20 protein-coding genes are annotated in these 25,389 nt (G+C 58.4%); 16 read left to right on the forward strand and 4 right to left on the reverse strand.

The annotated features are described in order from the left end of the window. The first annotated feature begins 15 nt into the window (after positions 1-15). From thrC to ABVS15_RS11280, 15 genes are all read left to right on the forward strand, one after another. Complete coding sequence (thrC, locus tag ABVS15_RS11210) at positions 16-1,503, forward strand: threonine synthase (protein ID WP_369283763.1); 1,488 nt, start codon at positions 16-18, stop codon at positions 1,501-1,503. A gap of 62 nt (positions 1,504-1,565) precedes the next feature. Next, positions 1,566-2,255 carry a metallophosphoesterase gene (locus tag ABVS15_RS11215; RefSeq protein WP_369283764.1) on the forward strand — a complete coding sequence of 230 codons (690 nt, stop codon included), beginning with the start codon at positions 1,566-1,568 and terminating at the stop codon, positions 2,253-2,255. A gap of 85 nt (positions 2,256-2,340) precedes the next feature. Next, on the forward strand, positions 2,341-3,789 hold the full coding sequence (gene tig, locus ABVS15_RS11220) for a trigger factor (RefSeq protein WP_369283765.1): 1,449 nt from the start codon (positions 2,341-2,343) through the stop codon (positions 3,787-3,789). Between the two features lie 145 nt (positions 3,790-3,934). Beyond that, positions 3,935-4,516: an ATP-dependent Clp protease proteolytic subunit gene (locus ABVS15_RS11225; RefSeq protein WP_369283767.1), complete on the forward strand. Its 582-nt coding sequence runs from the start codon at positions 3,935-3,937 to the stop codon at positions 4,514-4,516. A 37-nt stretch (positions 4,517-4,553) separates the two neighbouring features. After that, positions 4,554-5,873 (forward strand): ATP-dependent Clp protease ATP-binding subunit ClpX, encoded by a 1,320-nt coding sequence (clpX, locus tag ABVS15_RS11230; RefSeq protein ID WP_369283768.1) that lies wholly within the window; start codon positions 4,554-4,556, stop codon positions 5,871-5,873. 74 nt (positions 5,874-5,947) lie between these two features. Further along, positions 5,948-8,377 carry an endopeptidase La gene (gene lon, locus ABVS15_RS11235; RefSeq protein ID WP_369283769.1) on the forward strand — a complete coding sequence of 810 codons (2,430 nt, stop codon included), beginning with the start codon at positions 5,948-5,950 and terminating at the stop codon, positions 8,375-8,377. A gap of 155 nt (positions 8,378-8,532) precedes the next feature. Continuing rightward, complete coding sequence (yihA, locus tag ABVS15_RS11240) at positions 8,533-9,114, forward strand: ribosome biogenesis GTP-binding protein YihA/YsxC (RefSeq protein WP_369283784.1); 582 nt, start codon at positions 8,533-8,535, stop codon at positions 9,112-9,114. Between the two features lie 162 nt (positions 9,115-9,276). Next, positions 9,277-9,993, forward strand: a complete 717-nt coding sequence (pyrH, locus tag ABVS15_RS11245) for a UMP kinase (RefSeq protein WP_369283770.1) — start codon at positions 9,277-9,279, stop codon at positions 9,991-9,993. A gap of 5 nt (positions 9,994-9,998) precedes the next feature. Next, the gene (frr, locus tag ABVS15_RS11250) at positions 9,999-10,556 is read left to right on the forward strand and encodes a ribosome recycling factor (RefSeq protein ID WP_369283771.1); all 558 of its coding nucleotides are present in this window, start codon (positions 9,999-10,001) and stop codon (positions 10,554-10,556) included. Beyond that, the gene (locus ABVS15_RS11255) at positions 10,556-11,308 is read left to right on the forward strand and encodes an isoprenyl transferase (protein ID WP_369283785.1); all 753 of its coding nucleotides are present in this window, start codon (positions 10,556-10,558) and stop codon (positions 11,306-11,308) included. The genes frr and ABVS15_RS11255 overlap by 1 nt, the downstream gene beginning before the upstream one ends. Before the next feature lie 27 nt (positions 11,309-11,335). Continuing rightward, entirely contained in the window at positions 11,336-12,214 is an 879-nt protein-coding gene (locus ABVS15_RS11260; RefSeq protein ID WP_369283772.1) for a phosphatidate cytidylyltransferase, read from the forward strand. An 87-nt stretch (positions 12,215-12,301) separates the two neighbouring features. Next, positions 12,302-13,444: a 1-deoxy-D-xylulose-5-phosphate reductoisomerase gene (locus ABVS15_RS11265; protein WP_369283773.1), complete on the forward strand. Its 1,143-nt coding sequence runs from the start codon at positions 12,302-12,304 to the stop codon at positions 13,442-13,444. Positions 13,445-13,508: 64 nt separating this feature from the next. Continuing rightward, positions 13,509-14,579, forward strand: coding sequence for an RIP metalloprotease (locus ABVS15_RS11270; protein WP_369283774.1), 1,071 nt, complete (start codon positions 13,509-13,511; stop codon positions 14,577-14,579). 14 nt (positions 14,580-14,593) lie between these two features. Then, complete coding sequence (gene ispG / locus ABVS15_RS11275) at positions 14,594-15,631, forward strand: flavodoxin-dependent (E)-4-hydroxy-3-methylbut-2-enyl-diphosphate synthase (protein WP_369283775.1); 1,038 nt, start codon at positions 14,594-14,596, stop codon at positions 15,629-15,631. A gap of 63 nt (positions 15,632-15,694) precedes the next feature. Beyond that, positions 15,695-19,705: a PolC-type DNA polymerase III gene (locus ABVS15_RS11280; RefSeq protein ID WP_369283776.1), complete on the forward strand. Its 4,011-nt coding sequence runs from the start codon at positions 15,695-15,697 to the stop codon at positions 19,703-19,705. A 77-nt stretch (positions 19,706-19,782) separates the two neighbouring features. On the opposite strand, the gene nth is transcribed toward ABVS15_RS11280, so the two are convergent. From nth to ABVS15_RS11295, 3 genes are all read right to left on the reverse strand, one after another. Next, positions 19,783-20,433 (reverse strand): endonuclease III, encoded by a 651-nt coding sequence (gene nth, locus ABVS15_RS11285; RefSeq protein WP_369283777.1) that lies wholly within the window; start codon positions 20,431-20,433, stop codon positions 19,783-19,785. A gap of 208 nt (positions 20,434-20,641) precedes the next feature. Beyond that, complete coding sequence (locus ABVS15_RS11290; RefSeq protein WP_369283778.1) at positions 20,642-21,019, reverse strand: DUF4363 family protein; 378 nt, start codon at positions 21,017-21,019, stop codon at positions 20,642-20,644. Further along, complete coding sequence (locus ABVS15_RS11295; protein ID WP_369283779.1) at positions 21,016-21,699, reverse strand: DUF421 domain-containing protein; 684 nt, start codon at positions 21,697-21,699, stop codon at positions 21,016-21,018. The genes ABVS15_RS11290 and ABVS15_RS11295 overlap by 4 nt, the downstream gene beginning before the upstream one ends. A 542-nt stretch (positions 21,700-22,241) precedes the next feature. On the opposite strand from ABVS15_RS11295, the gene glmS reads away from it, so the two are divergent. Continuing rightward, entirely contained in the window at positions 22,242-24,080 is a 1,839-nt protein-coding gene (gene glmS, locus ABVS15_RS11300; protein WP_369283780.1) for a glutamine--fructose-6-phosphate transaminase (isomerizing), read from the forward strand. Between the two features lie 68 nt (positions 24,081-24,148). Here glmS and ABVS15_RS11305 read toward each other — a convergent pair whose 3' ends face one another. Then, positions 24,149-25,099, reverse strand: a complete 951-nt coding sequence (locus ABVS15_RS11305) for an AEC family transporter (RefSeq protein ID WP_369283781.1) — start codon at positions 25,097-25,099, stop codon at positions 24,149-24,151. Between the last annotated feature and the right edge of the window lie 290 nt (positions 25,100-25,389).

Here is a 25,389-nt window from a genome sequence, read left to right on the forward strand (position 1 = left end):
GCAGGAGGAAGAGACATGAAGTATTACAGCACGCGGGACACTGCGGTGGATCTGAGCGCGGCGCAGGCCGTGCAGCAGGGGTTGAGCCGGGACGGCGGCCTTTTGACCCCTGCGGAATTTCCAACGCTTTCACAGGAAGAACTGGAAGCCCTGCTGCCCCTGAGCTATCCCCGGCGTGCGGCGGCGGTGATGGGTCTGTACCTGACGGATTACAGCGCGGAGGAGCTGCTGGACTTTGCGGAGACGGCTTACGGCCCCACCCGGTTCGACACTGCCGCCGTGGCCCCGGTGCGGACGCTGGACGAAGCCACCCATTGCCTGGAGCTGTGGCACGGACCTACCTCCGCGTTTAAGGATTTGGCGCTTCAGATGCTGCCCCGGCTGCTGTCCGCCGCTTTGAAGAAAACGGGAGAGCGCCGGACGGCCTGCATCCTCGCGGCTACCTCCGGCGACACCGGCAAGGCCGCCATGGAGGGCTTTGCCGACGTGGAGCAGACAAAAATTCTGGTGTTTTACCCGAAGGACGGCGTTTCCGCCGTGCAGGAGGCCCAGATGCTGACGCAGCGGGGCGAAAACGTGGGTGTTTGCTCCGTGGTGGGGAATTTTGACGACGCGCAAAGCGGCGTGAAGCGCATTTTTTCCGACGAAGCCCTCCGGGAAGAACTGGACGGACGGGGCTATTTCCTCTCCTCTGCCAACTCCATCAATTGGGGCCGGATTCTGCCGCAGGTGGTCTACTATATCTCCGCCTACTGCGATCTGGTACGGGATGGAAAGCTAAAAATGGGAACGAAGGTCAACTTCTGCGTCCCCACTGGGAACTTCGGCGATATCCTTGCGGGGTATTACGCCAAAAAGATGGGCCTTCCCGTTGGAAAGCTCATCTGTGCATCCAACAAAAACGACGTGCTGACGGAGTTCTTGACCACCGGGACCTATGACCGCAACCGCAATTTCTACAACACCATCAGCCCCTCCATGGACATCCTGATTTCCTCCAATCTGGAGCGGCTGCTGTTTGACCTTTCAGGGCAGAACGGCGAACAGGTGAAGGATTATATGGACCAGTTGGCCATGAGCGGCAGCTATCGGGTGAGCGACGGGATTTTGGAGCAGATCCACGAGTTGTTCTGGGCCGGGTCCTGCGGCGAGGCGGAAACCGCCGCCGCCATCGGGCGCTATTATCGGGAGCGGAACTATCTGCTGGACACACACACCGCCGTGGCGGCGGACGTGCTGGAGCAGTACCGCGCCAAAACCGGAGATAACGCTCCCGCCGTGTTTGTATCCACCGCGTCCCCCTTCAAATTCTGCGACAGCGTGCTTGCCGCCATCGGCGAGATGGCGGAGGGTACGGGCACGGAGCTGATCGACCGGCTGCAATACGTCACCGGGAGGCCCGCTCCGTGGAGGCTGGCGGCCCTGCGGGAGAAGGAGAACCGGTTTGACCTGTGCCGGAAAAAAGAGGAGATGCCCCAGACCGTGCGGGACTTCCTCAGATAACCTCCGGGGTATCCGGCGCGGGAGGTTACAGCCTGCAAGAAATCAAGAAAAGGAGGGCGTGAATGGCCCTGTATGCAATTGGCGACCTGCATTTATCCCTGACGGCGAACAAGTCCATGGAGGTTTTCGGGGAGGCGTGGAAGGACTACGTAAATCGAATTGCCGCGTCCCTTTCCTTACTGACGGAAGAGGACACGCTGATTCTGGACGGCGACACCTCCTGGGGCATGAGCATGGAGGAGGCAGAGGCGGACTTCCGCTTTTTGGAGCAGTTTCCCGCAAAAAAGCTGCTGGTGAAAGGAAACCACGACTACTGGTGGACCACGGTGAACAAGATGAGCGGCTTTTTTGCGGAGAAGGGACTGACCAGCTTTTCCTTTCTCCACAACAACTGCCATTTTTACGGAGAATATGCCCTGTGTGGCACCCGGGGCTGGTTTCAGGAGGAGCGCCAAAAGCCCCCGGACGCAAAGGTATTGAACCGGGAGGTCATGCGGCTGGAAACTTCTCTCCGGGCGGCGGGGGACAGGCCGATTCTGTGCTTTCTCCATTATCCGCCGCTGTACAAAGGCTATCAGTGTCCCGAGATTCTGGCGCTGCTGGAAAAATACCGGGTGAAGGCCTGCTACTACGGGCATCTTCACGGGCCGGTGATCCGCCGCCGTTTTGAGGGCCAGCAGGGGGGAACCGACTTTTCCCTTATCTCTGCGGACTACTTGGAGTTCATTCCAAAAAAAATTATCGAATCATGAAAAAAGTGTGGATTTTTCCGCATTTGTCTGATATTATAAGGAATTGTACCGGCTTGCACCGGTCATGAACGGAGGAGTAAACAATATGAACGTGAAAAACTGCGAAAAACAGGAAAAAAGTACCGTCGCCCTGACTGTGGAGGTCAGCGCGGAGGAATTTGAGGCCGCTCTCGTAAAGGCATATCAGAAGATGCGCAAACAGATCAATGTGCCGGGCTTCCGTCCCGGTAAGGCTCCCCGCAAGATTATCGAGGGGATGTACGGCGCAGAGGTGTTTTTCGAGGAAGCGGTTAATATCGCCATGCCCGACGCCTACGAGGCCGCCGTGGCCGAGCAGAAGCTGGAAGTCGTGGGTTATCCTCAGGTGGATTTGGAGGGCGAGCTCACCAAAGAGGGCTTTACCTTTAAGGCTGTGGTTCCCGTTTATCCCGAGGTGAAGCTTGGCCAGTACAAGGGCCTTGAGGCCCCCAAGTCCGACGTGAAAGTCAGCGCTGCCGATGTGGACGAGCGCCTGAAGGAAATGGCCGACCGCAACACCCGGCTGGTATCTGTGGACCGGGAAGCGAAAAACGGCGACGTGGCCGTCATCGATTTCGAGGGCTTTTTGGGCGGCAAGCCCTTTGACGGGGGCAAGGGCGAGGGCCACAGCCTGGAGCTGGGCTCCGGTAGCTTTATCCCCGGCTTTGAGGAGAAGGTGGTTGGCATGAAGGCCGGCGAGGAGAAGGATCTGGACGTGACCTTCCCCGAGGACTACACTCCCGAGCTTGCCGGCAAGGCCGTGGTGTTCAAGGTGAAGCTCCACGAGGTGAAGGAGAAAGACGTTCCCGCCATGGACGACGAGTTCGCCAAGGACGTGAGCGAGTTTGACACGCTGAAGGACCTGAAGGCAGACATCGAGAAGAAGATTGCCGATGAGCGCGAGCAGGTGGCGAAGCAGGCGTTTGAGGACGCCCTGATGCAGAAGGCGGCGGAGAACATCACCGCCGAAGTGCCTGATGCGCTGGTGGAATCTCAGGCCCGCCGCTTTGTGGACAATTTCAAAAATCAGATTCAGCAGCAGGGCATTCCCTATGAGCAGTATATGCAGATGACCGGCATCACCGAGGCCAAGCTGCTGGAAGACGCGAAGGAGCCTGCTCTGCGGCAGGTCCGCATGGATCTGGCTCTGGCCGCCATCATTAAGGAGGAAAAGATCGAGATTTCCGACGAGGATGTGGAAGCCGAGTACAATACCATGGCCGGACAGTACGGCATCGAGCTGGAGAACATCAAGAAGTACCTGCCCGCCGAGCAGATCAAGGATCAGCTCAGCAGCCGCAAGGCGATTGATCTGGTGCGGGACAGCGCCATCGCCGTGGAGCCCAAGGCCGCGGAGGAGGAAGAAAAGCCCGCCAAGAAGCCCGCCGCCAAGAAGACTGCCAAGGCCGCGGACGGTGAGGAAAAGCCCGCCAAGAAGGCTGCCAAGGCCGCCGATGGCGAGGAGAAGCCCGCCAAGAAGCCCGCCGCCAAGAAGACTGCCAAGAAAGCGGACTAATCTTCCGGAAAACCGTTTACTTTTTACAGATTCGACACATTCTCTCATGGTACCTGTGGTATCATGGGAGAATGTTTCTAGACGGACCAACCCCGGCAAGGGGCCGGGGACTCCGCAGACCAGTATCAAAGTGGAGGTTATACCAATGAGTTTAGTACCTTACGTAGTGGAACAAACCAACCGTGGCGAGCGGTCCTACGATATCTTTTCCAGACTGCTGAACGACCGCATCGTCTTTTTGGGCGAGGAGGTCAACGCCACCACCGCCAGTCTGGTTGTGGCCCAGCTTCTTTATCTGGAGGCGCAGGACCCCGACAAGGACATCCAGCTGTATATCAACAGCCCCGGCGGCTCCGTCACCGACGGAATGGCCATTTACGATACCATGCAGTACGTCAAGTGTGACGTATCCACCGTGTGCGTGGGCATGTGCGCGTCCATGGGTGCGTTTTTGCTGTCCTCCGGCGCCAAGGGTAAGCGCATTGCCCTGCCCAACGCCGAAATTATGATTCACCAGCCCTCTGCCGGGACGCAGGGCCAGATTACCGACATGGCCATCCATCTCAAGCGGCTGGAAATTATCAAAAAGCGGATGAACGTCATTCTCGCGGACAACACCGGAAAGTCCCTGGAAGAAGTTACCGCCGCCTGCGAACGGGACAATTTCATGTCCGCCGACGAGGCCAAGGAATTCGGCCTGATCGACAAAATCATCACCAATCACTGATTGCGCCTTTCCGGAAAGGCAGAACTGAGGTAATACCATGCCGAATGACGACAAAAGAACTCTTCGCTGCTCCTTCTGCGGCAAGCACGAGCAGCAGGTTCACCGGATGATTCAGGGACCGGGCGTGCGCATCTGCGACGAATGCGTTCAGCTTTGCATGAGCATTTTGAACGATGGGTTCGAGGACACCGGCGCCTCCGGTTTGGAGGAAATCCCTGACAAGCTGCCCACGCCCCAGGAAATCAAGGGTGTGCTGGACCAGTATGTGATTGGGCAGGACGAAGCGAAGGTCGCCCTGTCCGTAGCGGTGTACAACCACTATAAAAGGATTTACTTCGGCGGCGACGAGGAAGTGGAGCTGCAAAAGAGCAACATTCTCATGCTGGGGCCCACCGGCTCCGGCAAGACGCTGTTTGCCCAGACGCTGGCCCGCATTCTGAAGGTCCCCTTCGCGATTGCGGACGCAACCACCCTCACCGAGGCAGGCTATGTGGGTGACGATGTGGAGAACATTCTCCTGCGCCTTTTACAGGCCGCCGACTTTGACGTGGAGCGGGCCGAGCGGGGCATTATCTACGTGGATGAGATTGACAAAATTGCCCGCAAGAGCGAAAATGTCTCCATCACCCGGGATGTGTCCGGCGAGGGCGTGCAGCAGGCTCTTTTGAAAATCGTGGAGGGCACCGTGGCCAACGTCCCCCCGCAGGGCGGACGCAAGCACCCTCATCAGGAGTTCATTCAGGTAAACACCAAGAACATCCTGTTTATCTGCGGCGGCGCGTTCGACGGGCTGGACAAAATCATCGAGCAGCGGCTGGACCAGAAAAGCATCGGCTTCGGCGCGAAGATCGAGGGGAAGAAGGAGCGGAACCTGAGCCGGATTTTGGCCGGAGTTCAGCCTCATGATGTTTTGAAATACGGCTTGATTCCCGAGCTGGTGGGCCGCCTTCCTGTGATTGCCACGCTGAACGCACTGAGCCGCGAGGATCTGGTGCGGATTCTCATGGAGCCGAAAAACGCCCTGGTGAAGCAGTATCAAAAGCTGCTGGGCTATGACAATGTGGAGCTGATTTTTGAGCAGGAGGCGCTGGAGGCTGTGGCCGACAAGGCCATTGAGCGGAACATCGGCGCGCGGGGTCTGCGGGCGGTGATGGAGTCCATGCTGACGCAGATTATGTATGACATTCCCTCCGACCCCACCATTGAAACCGTGCGGATTACCAAGGCCTGCGTGGAGGGGACGGAGCAGCCGGCGCTGGTACACGACAAGCGGCGCGCAAGCCATGCGGTGAAGCTGAACAACGGCAAAACCGAAAAGGCGGAACTGCCCGGAAGCACACCGGCCTCCGCATCCTGAGCAGCCGCAAGCCTGACATAGAAAGGGGGACGCGAGCCGCGTCTCCCTTTCTTCAATAAGAAAGGAACCTGGCCATGGAGCTGACAACCTGGAATATTCCCGTCCTGGCCCTGCGGGGCCTGACGGTTTTCCCACATATGAACATCACCTTTGATGTGGAGCGGCCTATCTCCATTGCGGCCCTGAGCCGGGCCATGGAGACGGACCAGGAAATTTTTCTGGTGACACAAAAGGAAATCGGAACGGCGGTGCCGGGAGAGAAGGACCTCTACCGGGTGGGCACCGTGTCCCACATTTCTCAGGTTCTGCGCGTGTCCGAGGGGAGCGTGCGGGTGATGGTGGAGGGCGGCCGCAGGGCGCGGATGAAGCGCCTGTGGCAGTCCGAGCCGTTTTTGCAGGCCAACGTGGAGGCACTGCCGGAGCAGAAGGAGTCCGAGGCATTTTTAAACAGTCCACGGACAGAGGCCCTCCTGCGCCAGACCGCCGTGCTGTTTGAGGAATACGCGGGAAAGGTTTCCAACCTGCCGGACGGCGTGAAAGCGCAGGTATTGGAAAGCCGGGACCCGGGGTATCTTGCGGATTTTCTGGCACAGAACGTCCAACTGCGGGCTGAGGAGCGGCAGAGCATTCTGGAGGAGACTTCCGCCTACGTCCGCCTGCGCAAGCTCAACGAATTTCTGGCCCGGGAGAACGACGTGCTGGCGTTTGAGGGCGAGATGGAGAGCAAAGTCCGATCTCAGCTTGCCCGGTCCCAGCGGGAGCAGATTTTGCGGGCCCAGATTCGGGTGATGCAGAGCGAGCTGGGTGAGAGCGAGGACGGAGACGAGGAGCTGGACGAATACCGCATGCGCATTCTCCGGCTTGACTTGTCGGAGGACACGGAAGCCCACCTGATGAAAGAGGTGGATAAACTGGGCAAGCAGCCCTATTCCAGCGCTGAGAGCGCGGTGATCCGCAACTATCTGGACGTGTGTCTGGAAATGCCATGGAACACCGTGACCCGTGAGCGGCTGAATGTGGAGGCCGCCAGAAAGATTCTGGATAAGGACCACTTTGGCCTTGAAAAGGTAAAGCAGCGGATTGTGGAGACGATTGCCGTGCGCCAGATGAACCCGGAGGGGAAGGGGCAGATCCTCTGCCTTGTCGGCCCTCCCGGCGTGGGCAAAACCTCCATTGCCGTCAGCGTTGCCAAGGCGCTGAACCGGAAGCTGGCCAGGCTGAGCCTGGGCGGCGTCCGGGACGAGGCAGATATCCGGGGCCACCGGAAAACCTACATCGGTTCCATGCCGGGGCGGATTATCGAGGCCATCAGCCGCAGTAAGTCCATGAACCCGCTGCTGCTGCTGGACGAAATCGACAAGCTGGGCAGCGACTTCCGGGGTGACCCGGCCTCCGCCCTGCTGGAGGTGCTGGATTCTGAGCAGAACCACGCCTTCCGGGACCACTTTATGGAGATTCCGGTGGATTTGAGCCGCGTCATGTTTATTACCACCGCCAACACCACCGACACCATTCCCCGTCCCTTGCTGGACCGGATGGAGGTGATTCAGCTGGGCAGCTATACCGACGAGGAAAAGCTGCAAATTGCCAGAAATCACTTGATACCCAAGCAGATGAAGGAGCACGGGCTGAAAAAATCCCAGCTTAAAATAGATGACGGGGCCATTCGCGCCCTGATTCGGGATTACACAAGAGAATCCGGCGTGCGCATTCTGGAGCGGAGGATTGCCGCCCTGTGCCGCAAGGCGGATTTGAACCTGCTCACCGGCGAGACGAAGCGCGTTGCCGTGGTGGAAGCGGATTTGCACGGACTGCTGGATATGTCGCCCTATCCCCCCGCCCTGTATTCGGAGCGGGAGGAGGTCGGTGTGGTCAACGGCCTTGCCTGGACCGAAGTTGGCGGTGAAATCCTGGAGGTAGAGGCCAACGTGATGGACGGAACCGGAAAGCTGGAGCTGACCGGAAATCTGGGCGACGTGATGAAGGAGTCCGTTCAGGCGGCGCTGAGCTGCCTGCGCAGCCGGACCGCAGTCTATGACATCGACCCGGAGTTTTACAAGAATAAGGACATTCACGTCCACTTCCCCGAGGGCGCCGTCCCCAAGGATGGACCCTCCGCGGGTATCGCTGTGGCCACGGCGCTGTGCTCCGCCCTTACCGGGCGGAAGGTCCGGGCGGGCATCGCCATGACCGGGGAAATTACTCTGCGGGGCAGGGTGCTGGCAATTGGCGGACTGAAGGAAAAAACCATGGCGGCCCTGCGCAGCGGGGTGAAAACGGTTCTGATTCCGGCGGACAACGTGCGGGATTTGGAGCAGATTGACCAGACTGTTCGTGCCGCGCTGGAGTTTATCCCCGTGGGCAATGTGGATGAGGTTTTGAGCCGGGCACTGTGTCCCGCGTTTGCCAGGAGCAGGGCGGAAAAGACGGCGGAGCAGGAGCAGACCGTGGTGGCGGCTTTCTCCCCCGTCCGGGAGACGGGTGGAGACGCGCTGCGGCAATAAGAATGTAACACGGGTCGCGTATACGGCTTTAGTGCGGCGGGCGGCAGAGCCGCGCGTGACGTGGACCGGCGGCAAAGCCGCCGGTCCCGCCCCCGCGCTTTGCGGCGCTGTATATTTAAAAATAAAAGCAAGGAAGTGATTTCCCGGTGAATTTTATGAAAGCGGAATTTGTCCGCTCGGCGGCGGACCCAAAGGATTTCCTGCGGGACGGACTGCCTCAGATGGCCTTTGCGGGCCGGTCCAACGTGGGCAAGTCCTCGGTGATCAACCGTCTGGTAGGGCGGAGAAACCTTGCCTATGTGGGTGCAACGCCGGGGAAGACCACCCAGATCAACTATTTCAAGGTTGACGGCAAAGCATGGCTGGTGGACTTACCGGGATACGGCTATGCAAAGGTGAGCCGGACGGAAAAGGAGCGGTGGGGCCGCCTGATGGAGCGGTATTTTCAGGACGAGGGCGACATTCTCACCGTGGGCGTTCTGATTGTGGACGCCCGCCACAAGCCCACCGCCGACGACGTGACCATGCACAGCTGGTTCCGGGAGAGCGGCTGCCCCGAGATCGTGATTGCCAACAAATTGGACAAGCTGAAGGCCCGTGAGGTGGAGGCAAACCTGGCCTTTATCCGCCAGACACTGGAAATGGTGGACGACGAGCCTCTGGTGCCCTTCTCCGCGGAGAAAGGTACGGGCCGGGAGCAGCTCATTGGTCTTTTGGAGGCGGTCTGCGCAAATTAAAATGACGGCTGCGTCGGGCTTCCCCGGGGAAAAAACCGGGGAAGCAGCACAGGGGGCGGCAGTCTCCTGTGCTTTTTCTTGAAAAAACTTGCTTTTCCCCTTTCCAAAGGCTATGAAATTTGATAGAATAGCGCTATCTGAAATACAACGGAGGTTTGCAAGATGGCAAAACCTGTATACAAGCGCGTCCTGCTGAAAATCAGCGGAGAGGCGCTGGCTGGGGATAAGCACTCGGGTCTTGATTTTGAAGTAATCGGCAGGGTGTGCGACGTAATTGGGCGGTGCATCGCTATGGGCGTTCAGGTGGGCGTCGTGGTGGGCGGCGGCAATTTCTGGCGCGGTGTGAAGGACGGCGGCGGAAAGCTGGAGCGTACCCGGGCCGACCACATGGGCATGCTGGCAACGGTTTTAAACTGCCTTGCAGTGGCAGACGTGATGGAGCAGCGGGGCGTGGAGGTCCGGGTGCAGACTGCCGTGGAGATGCGGTCCTTTGCCGAGCCTTATATTCGCTCCAAGGCCATTCGGCACCTTGAAAAGGGCCGTGTGGTGATCTTCGGCTGCGGCACCGGAAACCCCTATTTCTCCACGGACACCGCCGCCGTTTTGCGGGCGGCGGAGATCGGGGCGGACGTAATTCTGCTTGCCAAGAATGTGGACGGCGTGTATTCCGCCGACCCGGCGAAGGACCCCTCCGCAGTGAAATACGATTCGATCACCTATGACGACGTGCTGGCCCAGCACCTGACGGTGATGGATTCCACGGCCACGTCGTTGTCCATGGACAACCACATTCCCGTGCTTTTGTTTGCTTTGAAGGATCCTGAAAATATTATCCGCGCCGTGTGCGGGGAAAAAATCGGAACAATCGTGAAGGAGTGACCGTTATGCAGAAAGAGGAGTACAAGATTTACGAGGACAAGATGAAAAAGAGCGTCGAGTCCGTGGCGGCGGATTTTGCTGCCGTGCGTGCCGGCCGGGCCAACGCCGGGGTGCTGGACCGCATTACCGTGGATTATTACGGGACCCCCACGCCCATTCAGCAGATTGCCTCCATTGCCTCTCCGGATCCCCGGTCCCTGGTGATTCAGCCTTGGGACGCAACGGCGCTGAAGTCCATTGAAAAGGCCATTCAGAATTCGGATCTGGGCATCAATCCGCAGAACGACGGAAAAAGCCTGCGTCTTGGATTTCCCCAGCTGACGGAGGAGCGGCGCAAGGAGCTGGTGAAGCAGATTCACAAATATGCCGAGAGCGGCAAGGTGGCTGTGCGCAACATCCGCCGGGACGCCATGGAGGCGTTTAAAAAGCTGGAAAAGGCAACGGAGATTACCGAAGACGATTTGAAGCAGGCGGAGAAGGACCTTCAGAAAATGACGGACGACAGCTGCAAAAAGCTGGATGAAATGCTTGCTGCCAAGGAAAAGGAATTGATGGCAATTTGATGATCAACGAACTTTCAGGCAAGCAGGCGGGGCAGGTGGACAAAAGCCGCCTGCCCCGCCACATTGCCATCATTATGGACGGCAACGGCCGCTGGGCGAAAAAGCGGGGCCTGCCCCGCACCGCCGGGCACAAGGCCGGGGCAGAAACCTTTCGAAAAATTGCCACCTACTGCAAGAATCTGGGCGTTGAATATTTGACGGTGTATGCCTTTTCCACGGAGAACTGGAAGCGGTCCGAGACGGAGGTGGGCGCCATCATGGCGCTTTTAAGGCGGTATCTGCTGGAGGCTATCGATTCTATGGAGCGGGACAGTATCCGGCTGAAATTTTTCGGAGATATGACAGCCATCCCCCCCGAGCTGCGGTCTTTGGCCCGGGAGACGGATGAAATTACGGAGCATCTGGGCCGAGACGCCTTTCAAGCCAACATCTGCCTGAATTACGGCGGGCGGGACGAGCTTCTGCGGGCCGCCCGGCGCTTTGCCGCCGACTGCACTGCCGGGCTGCGCAAGCCCGAGGAGCTGGACGAGGCTGTGTTTTCCGGCTATCTGGACAGCGCGGGTGTTCCGGACCCGGAGCTGATTATCCGCCCCAGCGGCGAGCTGAGGCTGAGCAATTTCCTGCTCTGGCAGTGCGCCTATTCAGAATTTTATTACACGGATACCCTCTGGCCGGACTTTGACGAGGCGGAGATTGACCGGGCCGTGGCGGCCTATCAGAAACGGGACCGCCGATTTGGCGGCGTGAAGTGATCTGCTTCACAGATAAGGATTGATGGTATGTTCAAACGGGTGATGGTGGCGGTACTCGGCATCCCGGCGCTGATTTTCGTTTTGGGCTTTGCACCTCCTGCGGCTACCGTGGCGCTGAGCATGGCTCTGTGCGGCGTTGGCGCGTGGGAATTGGCCCGCGCCGTGCTGAAAAAGGGCGGAGAGAAGCTCCAGCGGCTGACGGTTCTGGTGGCGGCAGTGGTGCCGGTGGTCCTCTATGAGGAATTTGGCGCTGGCGGGGACGGAAAAGCGCGGCTGGAGATTTTGGCGGATATTCCGCGCCCTGCCATGCTGGAAAACCTGCCGCTGACTCCGGCGCTGGCGCTGGGATTTGTGCTGCTGGTGTTTCTTGGCGCGATTCTGGACTATACGGCGGAGGAACGGATCACGTTTTCGGATGTGACTGCCGCCATCTTTTCCGGGCTGGTGTTTCCGCTGATGCTCTCCTGCTTGCTGCTGCTGCGGCTGGAGGAGGCGGGGCGGCTGCTGGTGTTTGTCCCTCTGGGAATTTCCTTTGGAAGCGACACCTTCGCGCTGTTTGGCGGGATGCTGTGCGGTAGGCACAAGCTGACCCCCGTCAGCCCGAAAAAAACGGTGGAGGGGGCCGTAGGCGGTCTGCTTGGCGGCGTGATTGGACTGGCGCTGGTGAACTGCGCGGGATTGTGGCTGCTGGATGCAGCGGTTTTGTCGTGGGGACAGGTGCTTGCAGTGGGCCTTTTGGGCAGCGCGGCGGGCCAGATCGGCGATTTGAGTTTTTCCGTGATTAAGCGGGAATTTGGCGTGAAAGATTACGGAAAGCTGCTGCCGGGGCACGGCGGCGTGCTGGATCGGTTTGACAGCGTGACCTTTGTGGCTCCGCTTGTCTGGCTGGCCCTTGGCGTTCTGTGAGAAGAAGGGGTGCGTCCGCGCCTGAGATGCGGGTGTGCTGAAAAAGAGTCCATAGCCCATGGGGCATGGACGCAAGGCGGTGACGGTATGACAAAGACAATTTCACTGTTAGGCTCCACTGGTTCCATCGGAAGGCAGACGCTGGATGTGGCGGAGCAATTGAGCCTGGGCGTGGAGGCGCTGGCTGCCCGGGGCGGAAATTTAGAGCTTTTGGAGCGGCAGACGCGGCAGTTTCTGCCGCGTCTTGTGGCGTTGTACGACCCTGCGGCCGCGGAGGAATTCCGCAGCCGGGTAGGAGACTTGAACGTAAAAATTGTCTCCGGGCCCGAGGGGCTTTTGGAGGCGGCAACGATTGATGGCGCGGACACGGTAGTGGCTGCCGTGGTGGGCATGGTGGGCCTTGGGCCCACACTGGCCGCCATTGAACAGGGCAAGCGCATTGCGCTTGCCAACAAGGAGACGCTGGTATGTGCAGGGGAACTGGTGATGGACGCGGCGGACCGGCACGGGGCGGAGATTGTCCCGGTGGATTCGGAACATTCCGCCATTTTCCAGTGCCTGCGGGGCTGCGAGGACCGGCGGGAGGTAAAGCGCCTGCTGCTGACCTGTTCCGGCGGGCCGTTTTACAGAAAAAGCTTTGCGGAGCTTGAGGGCATGACGAAGCAGGATGCCTTGCGCCACCCGAACTGGAAGATGGGACCGAAAATCACGGTGGACTGCGCAACGCTGATGAACAAGGGGTTGGAGGTCATCGAGGCCATGCGCCTTTACCGTCTCCCCCTTTCTCAGGTGGATGTACTGGTTCACCGGCAGAGCATCGTGCACTCGCTGGTGGAGTATCGGGACGGGGCAGTTCTGGCCCAGCTTGGAACGGCGGATATGCGCCTTCCCATCCGCTATGCGTTTACCTATCCCCGGCGGGGGGAAAATCCGGCGGAGCCGCTGGACCTTTTGACCTGTCCGCCCCTGACCTTTGCCGCGCCGGACCGGGAGGCGTTTCCCTGCTTTGCGCTGGCGGAGTCGGCCGCGGAAACGGGAGGCACCGCCTGCGCCGTTTTGAACGGAGCCAACGAAGCGGCGGTGAGCCTGTTTTTGCAGGAGAAAATCGGCTTCAACGACATTTCCCGACTGGTGAAAAAAGCGCGGGAGGCCGTCCCGGTGGTATATCATCCAACCCTTTCGGATATTCTGAAAGCGGACGCCGACGCGCGGCGGGCTGTTTTGGCTTAGTGAGTCTCCATAGAGACGGGAAACGCCGCAGAGCGGCATCGGAACAGTTTAGTTAGGAGTATTTATGACGATTGTCTACATTCTCGCGGCGATTCTCATGTTTGGCGTGCTCATTGCACTCCACGAGTTGGGGCACTTTCTGGCCGCCAAGGCCTGCGGCGTGCAGGTCAACGAGTTTTCCATCGGCATGGGCCCAGCCCTGTTCAAAAGGCAGCGGGGTGAGACGCAATATTCCCTCCGCATTCTCCCTGTGGGCGGCTACTGCGCCATGGAGGGAGAGGATGAGGATTCTGAGAATCCTCGGGCCATTACCCGCCAGGGCTATTGGAAGCAGTTTGTAATTTTTGTGGCCGGGTCCTTTTCCAATTTCCTGACGGGCTTTTTGATTCTCTTAATTCTCTATTCCGGTGCGGAGGCGTTTTACGTGCCAACTGTCGCCGGGATAGCGCCGGAGTTCACCGCCGCCGAAGAGGAGACGCTGCAAGCGGGCGATCAGCTTTGGTCCATCAATGGGGAACGGATTTACGTCAGCGGCGACGTGTCCCTTTTGATGCGGGTGAACGCCGGAAAAGAGAAGCTGGCCGTGACGGTGCTGCGGGACGGGGAAAAGGTGTCCCTGACAGGGATTCCCCTGCAAACCTGCACCGGGCAGGACGGCAAGCCCTATCAGGGCTACGGATTTTTCTACGGCAACGAAGCTGTGCCCGCCACGGCGCTGGGTAAGGTGAAAATCGCGTGGTACAACACCGTGGATTTCGTGCGGACCGTGCGCATCAGCCTTCAGATGCTGGCGCGGGGAGACGCGGGGCTCAAGGACATGAGCGGTCCGGTGGGCATCGTCTCCACCATCACGCAGGTGGGGCAGGCATCGGAAAGCGCCCGGGACGCGCTGGACAATATCCTCTTTTTCACGGCGCTGATCGCGGTGAATCTGGCGGTGATGAATCTGCTGCCCCTTCCCGCGCTGGACGGCGGGCGGGTGCTGTTTTTAACGGTGGACGCCATCGCTATGGCGCTCTTTAAAAAGCGCATTCCTGAAAAATACGAAAACGCCATCAATTACGGCGGTCTGGTGGTATTGCTGGGCTTTATGCTGATTGTGACGCTTCACGATGTATCCCGGCTGTTCGGCTGAGGGAGGGAGTACCGATGACAAAGCAATTGCTGGTGGGCACTGTGGCCGTGGGCGGCGGTGCGCCGGTTAGCATTCAGTCCATGTGCAACACCAAAACCGACGACGTGGCCGCCACCGTGGCGCAAATCAAAGCGCTGGAGAATGCCGGGTGCGAGCTGATTCGGGTGGCTATTCCCGACAGGGCGGCGGCGGAAGCCGTGGATAAAATTAAAGAGCAAATTTCCATTCCGCTGATCGCCGACATTCACTTTAACTACAAATTTGCACTGGAGTGCGCGGAGCGGGGGATTGATGCAATCCGCATCAATCCCGGCAACATCGGTGGGGCGGAGAAAGTGAAGGCAGTGGCGGATATCTGCCGCCAGAAACGCATTCCCATCCGCATCGGCGTGAACGGCGGGTCGCTGGAGCGGGAGCTGCGGGCGAAATACGGCGGAGTGACGGCAGAGGCGCTGGTGGAAAGCGCGCTGGGCCACGCGGCCCTGCTGAACCAATTTGACTTTGACGACATCTGCATCTCCGTGAAATGCTCGGACGTGCCGCTGACCATTGCGGCCTACCGGCTGCTTGCGGAGCGGACAGAGTATCCCCTCCACCTTGGCGTTACCGAGGCGGGCACGCCGTCCATGGGGCTTGTGAAGTCCGCCATGGGCATCGGCGGGTTGCTGTGTATGGGCATTGGAGATACCATCCGGGTGACGCTGACGGCTGACCCGGTGGAGGAGATTTACGCGGCGAAGAAAATTCTCCGGGCGGCGGGGCTGCGTCATGACGGCGTGAACCTGATTGCCTGCCCCACCTGCGGACGGACGCGCATTGATTTGATTCCTCTGGCAGAGGAAGTGGAGCGGCGGCTGGACGGCTGCCGCAAGCCCATTACCGTGGCGGTGATGGGCTGCGCCGTCAACGGTCCCGGCGAGGCCGCCGCTGCCGACATCGGCATTGCGGGGGGCGACGGGGAGGGCCTGCTTTTCCGAAAGGGAGAGGTCCTCTGCAAGGTCCCGCAGGAGCGGCTGGTGGATGCGCTGATGGAGGAGATTGAGAAGCTGTGAACATCGCTGGGAAACCGGCGGTTTGTACGATACATTGAGAGCGGGTTAGGATTGAGAGAAGCTATGTCAAAAATCGCATTTTCCAACATATTTCCGGACGTAAGGCCGCTTCCGCCCCTGCGGGCGAAGCTGGACGGGGCCATGCTTGTGGGCGCGGCCATCGACAGGGCGGAGCGTACCATTGAGCTGCAAATGGAAACCCGGGCGGAGCTGGGCGGAGACGAAATCCGGGCGCTGGGGCAGGAAATTTGCACGGCGTACGGCTTTGCCGACGCGCGGATTTCCTGCGCGTGCTGTCCGATAGAGCCGGCGCGGGAAAAAACACAGGGTGCGTCTCAAGCCGGATCAGACGGAGGCCGCGGCGCGGAAAAGAAACGGGACGGAGCCGTGGGCGAAGTGTTTTACGGGGAGAAAAAGCCTGTGGGAAAAACCGTGCCCGTGGGGTCACTGGATTTGAAAACCGGAAAGGCCACGGTCATCGGCAAAATTTTCGCCTTTGAGTGCCGGGAGACGCGCCGCCCAGGACTGTGGCGCATGAGTCTGGATTTGACGGACTACACCGGGTCCCTGACGGTGCAGAAAAACCTCACCGCCGCCGAAGCCAGAAAGATGGACGGAAAATTGAAACCCGGCATGTGGGTGGCGGTGCAGGGAAAAATGGAACCTACCTGGGACGGGAAAGACATCCAGATGGCCCCCTTCCTCATTCGGGCTGCCGGGCACAAGGAACGGGAGGATACCGCCGAGGTAAAGCGGGTGGAGCTGCATCTGCATACCCGCATGAGCAGCATGGACGCGCTGACCGACCCGCAGGAGGTGGTGCGTCAGGCCATCCGCTGGGGCCATCCCGCCATTGCCATTACGGACCACGGTGTGGCCCAGTCCTTTCCGGACGCGTGGCACGCTGCCGGGGATAAAATCAAGATTCTCTATGGCATGGAGGGGTATTTCATCAACAATCTGGACGACCGGGTGGCCGTCCACGGCTTGCAGGACTGCCCCCTTGACGGAGAGTTTGTATGCTTCGACATCGAAACTACGGGCCTCAAGGTGATGCGCGAGGCGATTACGGAAATCGGCGCGGTGGTGTTGAAAAACGGAGAAATTACCGACCGGTTCCAGACCTTTGTGGACCCGGAGCGGCGGCTTACGCCGGAAATTATCGGCCTGACCGGCATCACCGACGAGATGCTGCGCGGCGCGCCCAAGCTGAAGGACGCGCTGGCGGACTTTTTGAAATTCGTGGACGGACGCCCGCTGGCGGCCCACAATGCAGAATTTGACATCGGCTTTATCCGGGAGGGCTGCAAAAAGACGGGCCTTGATTTTCACCCCACCTATATTGACTCGCTGATTCTGGCCCAGAACCTGCTGCCAAAGCTGAACAAGTATAAGCTGGACATTGTGGCGGAGGAACTGGACCTGCCCGCCTTTAACCACCACCGCGCCAGCGACGACGCGGCCACAGTGGGCTATATGCTAATCCCTTTCTTTGATATGCTGAAGAAAAAGGGTGTTGACAATCTTCAGGGAATCAACCCTGAGATGGAAAAGCTGCGTCCCCTTGGAAGCAAGTCCAACCGCTTTCCAAAGCATATTATTCTGCTGGCGAAAAACAAGGTGGGGCTGAAAAACCTCTACAAAATTATTTCCGCGTCCAACCTCAACTACTTCAAGCGGGTGCCCACGGTTCCGAAAACCCTGCTGAATCAGCACCGGGAGGGAATCATTGTGGGTGCGGCCTGCGAGGCGGGCGAGCTGTTCCGCGCCGTGGCGGACCACAAGGACTGGGACGAGCTCAGGCGTATCGCATCCTATTACGACTATCTGGAAATCCAGCCGGTGTGCAACAACCTATTTATGCTGCGAAACGGGGACGTGCAGTCAGAAGAAGATCTGCGGGAGCTGAACCGGACCATTGTGCGGCTGGGCGACGATCTGGGAAAGCCCGTGTGCGCCACAGGAGACGTACACTTCCGGGAGCCGGAGGACGAGGTATACCGCCACATTTTGCTGGCGTCGAAAAAATTCCCCGACGCGGACGCAAGTCTTCCCATTTACTTCAAGACCACCGACGAGATGCTTGCGGAATTCTCCTATCTGGGGAAGGAAAAGGCCTTTGAGGTGGTGGTGACCAATCCCCGGGCCGTGGCGGAGAGCGTGGAAACGTTCGAGCTGCTGCCAAAGGACCTGTATCCTCCCCGGCTTGAAAACTCTGAAGAAGACCTGAACCGCATGGTTTGGGAGAAGGCCCGGGAGCTTTATGGCGAAGACCTGCCTTCGCTGGTGGAGGACCGTTTGAAGGTGGAGCTGGGCGGTATCTTGGGAAAATACGACGTGGTGTACATGTCCGCCCAAAAGCTGGTGCAGCGGTCGCTGGAGAACGGCTATCTGGTGGGCTCCCGGGGCAGCGTTGGCTCGTCTTTAGTAGCCTATATGTCCGGCATTACAGAGGTCAACTCCCTGCCGCCACACTATCGCTGCTCCAAATGCAAGCACGTGGAATTTATCCAGGACGGGTCCTACGGCTGCGGTGCGGATATGCCGGACAAGAATTGTCCGGTGTGCGGCGAAAAATACGTGAAGGACGGGTTCGACATCCCCTTTGAAACCTTCTTGGGCTTCGGCGGCGGAAAGGTCCCCGATATCGACCTGAATTTCTCCGGCGAGTATCAGGCCAAGGCCCACCGCCACGCCATTGAAATGTTTGGTGAAAAGCAGGTGTTCCGGGCGGGTACCATCGGAACCCTCGCGGAAAAAACCGCCTACGGCATGGTGAAAAAGTATCTGGAGGAAGTCGGCGCCACTGCGGGCCGGGCGGAGGAAAACCGCCTGACTACCGGCTGTGTGGGCGTTCGGCGCACCACGGGCCAGCATCCCGGCGGCCTTGTTGTGGTGCCGGACGACATGGAGATTGAGGATTTCTGTCCCGTTCAGCACCCGGCGGACGACCCGGAGAGCGACATTATCACCACCCATTTTGAATATCACTGCATGGAGGCAAACCTCCTGAAGCTGGACATGCTGGGGCACGATGATCCCACCATGGTGCGCATGATGGAGGACCTGACCGGCGTGGATCCCCGCTCTATTCCGCTGGACGACGAGGATACCATGTCCATCTTCATCTCCAGCAAAATCCTAGGCTATGAACACGACGACGTGGTGGGGGAGACGGGGGCCGTGGCCATCCCGGAATTCAACACCCGGTTTACCCGCCAGATGCTGGTGGATACCCGACCGAAGGATTTTAACACGCTGGTGCGGCTTTCCGGCTTTTCCCACGGTACGGACGTGTGGCTGGGCAACGCCCGGGATTTGATTCTGGACGGGACCGCCTCCGTTTTGGAAACGGTGGGCTGCCGCGACGACATTATGCTGTATTTGATTTCCATGGGCGTGGACGCGGAGCTGAGCTTCAAAATCATGGAGTCCGTCCGAAAAGGCAAGGTGAAAAAGGGCGGATATCCGGACGGCTGGGTGGAAATTATGCGGGAGCACGACGTCCCCGAGTGGTATATCGACTCCCTCGCCAAAATCGGATATCTGTTCCCCAAGGCCCACGCCGTGGCCTACGTTATGATGGCGTTTCGTATCGCGTGGTACAAGGTGCACGAGCCGCTGGCGTTTTACGCCACGTTTTTTACCGTCCGGGCCAAGGCGTTTGACGCGGAATACTGCTGCGCGGGGATGGATGCGGTGAAGCGAAAAATCCGCGAAATTGAGAACAATAAGGACGCCACGGCGGTAGAGCAGGATTTGATGACCACGCTGGAGGTGTGCTACGAATTTTATCTGCGGGGCTTTCACTTTGACACCATCAGCATTTACGAGTCCGAGGCCACAAAGTTCAAGGTGACGGAAAACGGACTTCTCCCGCCCTTTGCTGCGGTGCGCGGACTTGGCGAGACGGCGGCGGCGGACACGGTGGAGAAGCGGAAGGGAAAGAGCTTTATCTCCATCGAGGAATTTTCCATGTGCTGCAGCAAGCTTTCCAAAACCCACATCGAGCAGCTCAAAAAGCTGGGGTCCTTTGCCGGCATGGCGGAGACCAGCCAGATTACGCTGTTTTAAAAAAGGGATTCCCGCTCCGACAAGGCCGGAACGGGAATCCCTTTTTATATGACGAACATAGGATATGACGGGCGGAATTACTTTACCGCCTGTTTTTGCGCTTTTTTAAAATCACAGTCCCGTTCCAGCGGACAGCCGTCGCATTGGGGGGACCGGGCGGTGCAGGTGTCCCGCCCGAACAGAACCATACGGTGGCAGAAGTTTGAGGATTCCCGCGCCGGGAGGACCAGCCGGAGCTGACGCTCCACCTGAAGAGGGTCCTTGCTGCCGTTCGTGATGCCGAGACGGCCGGTGATCCGGATGCAGTGGGTGTCGCAGACATAGGCGGGTTGGCCGTATATGTCGCCCAGAATGAGGTTTGCCGTCTTTCGGCCCACGCCGGGCAGGGCTGTCAGTTCCTCCATCGTGGCGGGGACCTTTCCGCCGTGCTCCAAAATCAGCTTTTGGGCGCAGGCCACAATATCCCGGGCCTTGCTGTTGAAAAATCCGCAGGAGCGGACGTACTGTCCCACTTCTGCCGCATCCGCCTCTGCAAAGCTCTGGAGCGTTGGAAACCGGGCGTACAGAGCCGGGGTGGTTTGATTCACGCGAGCGTCGGTGCACTGGGCGGCAAGCCGCACGGCGAACAAAAGCTCATAATCCTTTTCATAGTTTAAAGAGCACAGCGCATCGGGGTAAATGCTCTTCAGCGTTTCAATAATGCGCTTGACTGCCGCCTTTGCTTTCATACCGCTTCCTCCTTTTGTTCCAAAAGCCGACTGACTTCGCACCAGTATAGCGCGTTTAGCGGCGCTTGGCAACCAATTTTCCCTTTGTACGGCCCTTTTTCGAGAGGAATGGGAGAAAAGCGGACGTTTTGCGTGGGGACGATTTTGTATTGCGGGGGGGAGGAGGAGTGTGCTATAATAGCCGCAGAGCGGGATCGGCACTTTCACTTTACAGCACGTTTTTGATGCTGAACCGCTCTATTTCCGAGAGAAGCCATAGCTGGTGCGTAAGGTCCGCCAGCTCTGCCATGCATTCGGGGTCCTGCACGGTGATGAGGGCCGCGCAGCGGCGGTACATGGCGTCTGCGCTGTCTACCAGACTGTGCTGCGCCGTGATGTGAAGATAGGTCTGGCGCTTGGACCAGTCCTCATAGCTTTGGGAGAGAAGTTTTTTTGCATCCTGCCAGTTTTCGGCGGAGATGGCTTCTTCCGTTTGCTCCAACTGGGACTGCCATCGGGTCACGTCCCGCTCCATGGCGCGGCAGTTCAGCACCGAGGCGGCCAGAATCGCCGCCAGAAGAAAAATGGGGATCAGCCACGATTTCATTTGGAGTTCTCCTTTGGAATGCAGTTGATATTTCCGCCGCCGTCAAGGGTCAGCAGAAAAATCTCACGGTAATCGTTCAGGCCCTGTCGGCGTACCTGCTTTTTCAGCCAGTCCATTGTTTTTTCACACAGCTCCAGATTCCGGGAGATGAGCCGTCCGTCGTTCACCAGAACCACGGGGATGGAAATGCTGTCCTCCGCTTTCACACCCAGATCATCCGCCGACGGCGGCTGAGTTTGGGGCCAGGGCAGGACTGAGAGCTGGCCCGAGTTTTCTAGAATCGCGTATTTTACGTCTTTGATATCGCAGATGCCCTGTCCTCGGAGTTCCTCCAGTAGCTCGTCGATGGTGAAGCGGTTTTTCCGCATTGCTTCCTGACGGAGCTTGCCGTGGTCGATCAGCACCGTGGGGGACCCGCACAAAAGCCTTCGTATGCGCAGGGAATAAAGAGACAGCTGGCTTAATAGCATGGATAGAGACAGGAGCGTTAAAATCGGGATGATACCCGAGAGCAGCGGAATTCCGAAATCCTGCATGGGCACCGCGGCCAGGTCCGAGAGCATCATGGTCAGCACCAGTTCGCTGGGCTCCAGCTCACCGATCTGTCGTTTGCCCATGAGCCGCAGTCCGGCGGTGATGAAAAAATAGAGAATCACGGTCCGCAAAAACGCGGTGGCCATAAGCACATACCCCCTTTCTCTCAGTATTTGCCGGAAGAAGCGGGTGTATGCGGCAAAAAGGGCGTTACCTGTTGGAGAATGGCCGGTATCTCACCGACTACGGCGCCCGGAGAGGCGCGGATTAAAATGGACCAAGGATAAGATGGGCCCGGAACAAGTGGGCTTGCAATCTTGAACAGCAGATAAGGCTTCGCCCAAAAGCGGGGATTATCATATATCGTGCCAAGTCGCAGAAGGAGAAAGGAGGCTTACGGGAAATCCCGTCAAAAGCGCCATGTGCCCGCAGGGGTTACCCTGGGGGATAACGAGGAGAGGGGAGTATCGAGAATTCGGCGGATGCCCCTCCGCGTCCACGGATGTGTCACGCAGGTCTGAAATATGCGGGCAACCGCAAAACAAAAAGACTGCGACCGTGGGAAAAGAGACAAATCATCTGCGCGTTTGTCCTTTTGATATCCGGCCCCGGAAACCGGGACCGGCAGATGCTTTGCGGCCCTTTTGGCCTGCAAAGGACAAATTGAATATCAGGAGGATTGTCATTTATGTGTGGAATTATCGGTTATTCGGGCGGCGCACAAGCCGCCCCGATCTTGTTGGACGGCCTGGAGCGGATGGAATACCGGGGATATGACTCCGCCGGTGTGGCCGTGCGATCCGAGACGCATGGCCTTCAGGTGAGAAAATCCAAGGGCCGGTTGAAGGTCCTCAGCGACATGCTCCACGGCGGGGCGGATATGGAGGGAACCCTCGGTGTGGGCCACACCCGCTGGGCCACCCACGGAGAGCCCAACGACGTGAACGCCCATCCCCACGTCAGCGAGAGCGGCAACATTGCGCTGGTCCACAACGGCATTATTGAAAACTATATGGAAATTAAGGAGCATCTCCAGAAGCTGGGGATAAAATTTACGTCCGACACCGACTCGGAGGTGGTGGCCCAGCTATTGGAGTTTCACTACAACGAGTGCCACAACATGATGGAGGCCGTGGGCCGCGTTCTGCGGCGTATCGAGGGCTCCTATGCTTTCGGCATCATCTGCTCCGACTATCCGGATGCGCTGATTGCCGCGCGGAAGGACAGTCCGCTGATCTTAGGCTATGGCAAGGATTGCAATTTCATTGCCTCCGACGTGACGGCAGTGATTAAATACACTCGGGAAGTGGCCTATATGGACGACGGGGAAATCGCGGTGGTGACGCCCCGGGGCATCGACGTGTTTGACGGCGAGCTTGTCCCCGTGGAGAAAACCCGCCGCACCGTGGACTGGGATGTGTCCGCTGCTGAAAAGGGGGGCTATCCCCACTTCATGCTCAAGGAGATTATGGAGCAGCCGGAGGCCGTTCGCCGCACCGTCTCTCCCCGTATCCGGGAGGGCAGGATTGTGCTGGACGACGTGAAGCTGACCCGGGAGTATGCGGAAAACATATCCCGCATCTTTATTATTGCCTGTGGCTCCAGCTATCATGTGGGCATGGTAAGCAAATATATCTGGGAGAAGCTTCTGCGCCGTCCTGTGGAGGTGGTGCTGGCCAGCGAATTCCGGTACTGCGACCCGCTGGTGGATGAGCATTCTCTGGTGGCGGTCATCAGCCAGTCCGGCGAGACGCTGGATACCATGGCCGCCATGCGGGAGGCTAAGCGCCGGGGCGGACGGACGCTGGCCATCGTCAACGTGGTGGGCTCCTCCATCGCACGGGACGCGGACGACGTGTTGTACACTTGGGCGGGGCCTGAAATCGCCGTGGCTACCACCAAGGCGTATTCCACCCAGTTGGCTTTGATGGATTTAGTAGGGCTGTATCTGGGCGATTTGCTGGGTACGGTTTCAAAAGAAACGTACACCGCCGCTGTGGAGGGCATCCAGCGGCTGCCCCAGCAGATGTCGGCACTTTTGAAGGACACGGAGGATGTGAAATATTTTGCCTCCCGCTACTTTAACCACGACTCTATTTTCTTCATTGGGCGGAATCTGGACTATGCCATGGGCATGGAGGGGTCCCTGAAGCTGAAGGAAATCAGCTATATCCATTCGGAGGCCTACGCCTCCGGCGAACTGAAGCACGGCACCATCTCCCTGATTGAGACGGGGACGCTGGTGGTGGCGCTGGGAAGCTATGCGCCGCTGTTTGACAAGGCTATGAGCAACGTGGTGGAGGTGAAGGCCCGGGGGGCTGAGGTGATGGCTCTGACTACCGCCTGCCAGCGGGAAAGAATGGAGAAGACTGCGGACGCCGTGCTCTCCGTGCCGGAGACGGCGGAGATGCTTCAGCCCTCTCTGGGTGTGCTGCCGCTGCAGCTATTCTCCTATTACGTGGCGTTGCAGCGGGGTTGCGATATCGATAAGCCCCGGAACCTTGCAAAGTCTGTCACCGTGGAATAAAGACTGAACTATATGAAAAGGGCTTCCCGCCATAGGCGGGAAGCCCTTTTTGTTGGATTGGGTATATCCTACATCAGTCCAAATGTCCGCAGCAGGAAGGTCCAGCAGAAAATTGTGAAGATGGAGGTCACCGTGGTGGAGCACACCAGTTGCCCGGCAAGGGCTCCGTCAGCGCCCATGGCCACGGCCATGGGGTAGGAGGCCACGGCGGTGGGTGCCGCAAAGAAAATCATGAGGGCGCACAGCGCCCCGTCCCGAAAGCCCAGAGCAATGCTCAAAGGCAGAAAAATCAGAGGAATCACCACCATCCGGGAAAGCACTGCCAGAATCAGCGTGCGGCAGTTGGAAAGGGTCTGGCTCAGGTCCAGACTGACACCCAGGGAGATAAAGGCGATGGTGGTAGTGACGCCCGCCACGTCACTGACCACGGTATAGAGCAAATCCGGAATCCGGATATTCAGGACCAGCAGCGTCAGCGCCAAAAGTGTTGCGATAATCATGGGGTTCTTAAGGATAGACAGAAACAAATTTTTCAGGTCAGCCTTTCCCGATCGGTTCAGCTCCAGAATCAGCGTGGAAAAAATGTTCACCAGCGGCACAATCAGCGCGCCGAACAGGGCAACGATACCGATCCCCGCGCTGCCCGGCCCAAAAATAGAGGTTCCAACCGCAAGACCGAATAAAATGTAATTGGGCCGAATCATTGCCTGACCTACCGCCGCGGCGCTGTCTCCGTCCGAAAGCAGCTTGCGGGGAAGAAGCAGACCGACCACGAAGAAAAGAATCAGCATGCACACCAGTACATATAGAAAGCCCCATCCATCAATATGGGAAAGCACGTTGGATTCATAAATGTTTTTAAACAGCAACGTGGGCATGAACAGGCGGAAGCAAAGACCGTCCACTTTCCGCATGGTGGGACGGTCCATCACCTTACATTTACGAACCAAGACGCCGATTCCCATAAAAAGAGCCAGAGGAAGAACGACGCGCAGCGCCGTCATAAAGTTTTCAAACACAGTGAAGCCTCTCCTTTGCGCAATACATCCTGTAAAGTGCCATAAAATTCAGACAAAATCTATCATACCACCTTTGCAGCCCTGCCGCAACCACTTTACCGGCTAACCACCACCTCCCACAAAAGGAAAAAAGTTCTTGACAAAGGGGCAGGGGTATGGTAGTCTAACAAAGCTGTCCGGGAGGGCGGCGGCGAACTTGAAAAGAAGTGTTGAGGACTTGAAAAAAGTACTTGACAAACCATGGGAAACTGTGGTAATCTAATCGAGTTGCCGAACAAGACAACGGTTTG

The sequence above is a fragment of the Oscillibacter sp. GMB15532 genome (genome assembly GCF_041020825.1).
In the GTDB taxonomy this organism is placed as follows: Bacteria; Bacillota; Clostridia; order Oscillospirales; family Oscillospiraceae; genus Oscillibacter.

Bases quoted from the DNA above. Each gene is read 5' to 3' on its own strand.
- thrC (WP_369283763.1), top strand. From the start codon at position 16: ATGAAGTATTACAGCACGCGGGACACTGCGGTGGATCTGAGCGCGGCG.
- ABVS15_RS11215 (WP_369283764.1), top strand. From the start codon at position 1,566: ATGGCCCTGTATGCAATTGGCGACCTGCATTTATCCCTGACGGCGAAC.
- tig (WP_369283765.1), top strand. From the start codon at position 2,341: ATGAACGTGAAAAACTGCGAAAAACAGGAAAAAAGTACCGTCGCCCTG.
- ABVS15_RS11225 (WP_369283767.1), top strand. From the start codon at position 3,935: ATGAGTTTAGTACCTTACGTAGTGGAACAAACCAACCGTGGCGAGCGG.
- clpX (WP_369283768.1), top strand. From the start codon at position 4,554: ATGCCGAATGACGACAAAAGAACTCTTCGCTGCTCCTTCTGCGGCAAG.
- lon (WP_369283769.1), top strand. From the start codon at position 5,948: ATGGAGCTGACAACCTGGAATATTCCCGTCCTGGCCCTGCGGGGCCTG.
- yihA (WP_369283784.1), top strand. From the start codon at position 8,533: ATGAAAGCGGAATTTGTCCGCTCGGCGGCGGACCCAAAGGATTTCCTG.
- pyrH (WP_369283770.1), top strand. From the start codon at position 9,277: ATGGCAAAACCTGTATACAAGCGCGTCCTGCTGAAAATCAGCGGAGAG.
- frr (WP_369283771.1), top strand. From the start codon at position 9,999: ATGCAGAAAGAGGAGTACAAGATTTACGAGGACAAGATGAAAAAGAGC.
- ABVS15_RS11255 (WP_369283785.1), top strand. From the start codon at position 10,556: ATGATCAACGAACTTTCAGGCAAGCAGGCGGGGCAGGTGGACAAAAGC.
- ABVS15_RS11260 (WP_369283772.1), top strand. From the start codon at position 11,336: ATGTTCAAACGGGTGATGGTGGCGGTACTCGGCATCCCGGCGCTGATT.
- ABVS15_RS11265 (WP_369283773.1), top strand. From the start codon at position 12,302: ATGACAAAGACAATTTCACTGTTAGGCTCCACTGGTTCCATCGGAAGG.
- ABVS15_RS11270 (WP_369283774.1), top strand. From the start codon at position 13,509: ATGACGATTGTCTACATTCTCGCGGCGATTCTCATGTTTGGCGTGCTC.
- ispG (WP_369283775.1), top strand. From the start codon at position 14,594: ATGACAAAGCAATTGCTGGTGGGCACTGTGGCCGTGGGCGGCGGTGCG.
- ABVS15_RS11280 (WP_369283776.1), top strand. From the start codon at position 15,695: ATGTCAAAAATCGCATTTTCCAACATATTTCCGGACGTAAGGCCGCTT.
- nth (WP_369283777.1), bottom strand. From the start codon at position 20,433: ATGAAAGCAAAGGCGGCAGTCAAGCGCATTATTGAAACGCTGAAGAGC.
- ABVS15_RS11290 (WP_369283778.1), bottom strand. From the start codon at position 21,019: ATGAAATCGTGGCTGATCCCCATTTTTCTTCTGGCGGCGATTCTGGCC.
- ABVS15_RS11295 (WP_369283779.1), bottom strand. From the start codon at position 21,699: ATGGCCACCGCGTTTTTGCGGACCGTGATTCTCTATTTTTTCATCACC.
- glmS (WP_369283780.1), top strand. From the start codon at position 22,242: ATGTGTGGAATTATCGGTTATTCGGGCGGCGCACAAGCCGCCCCGATC.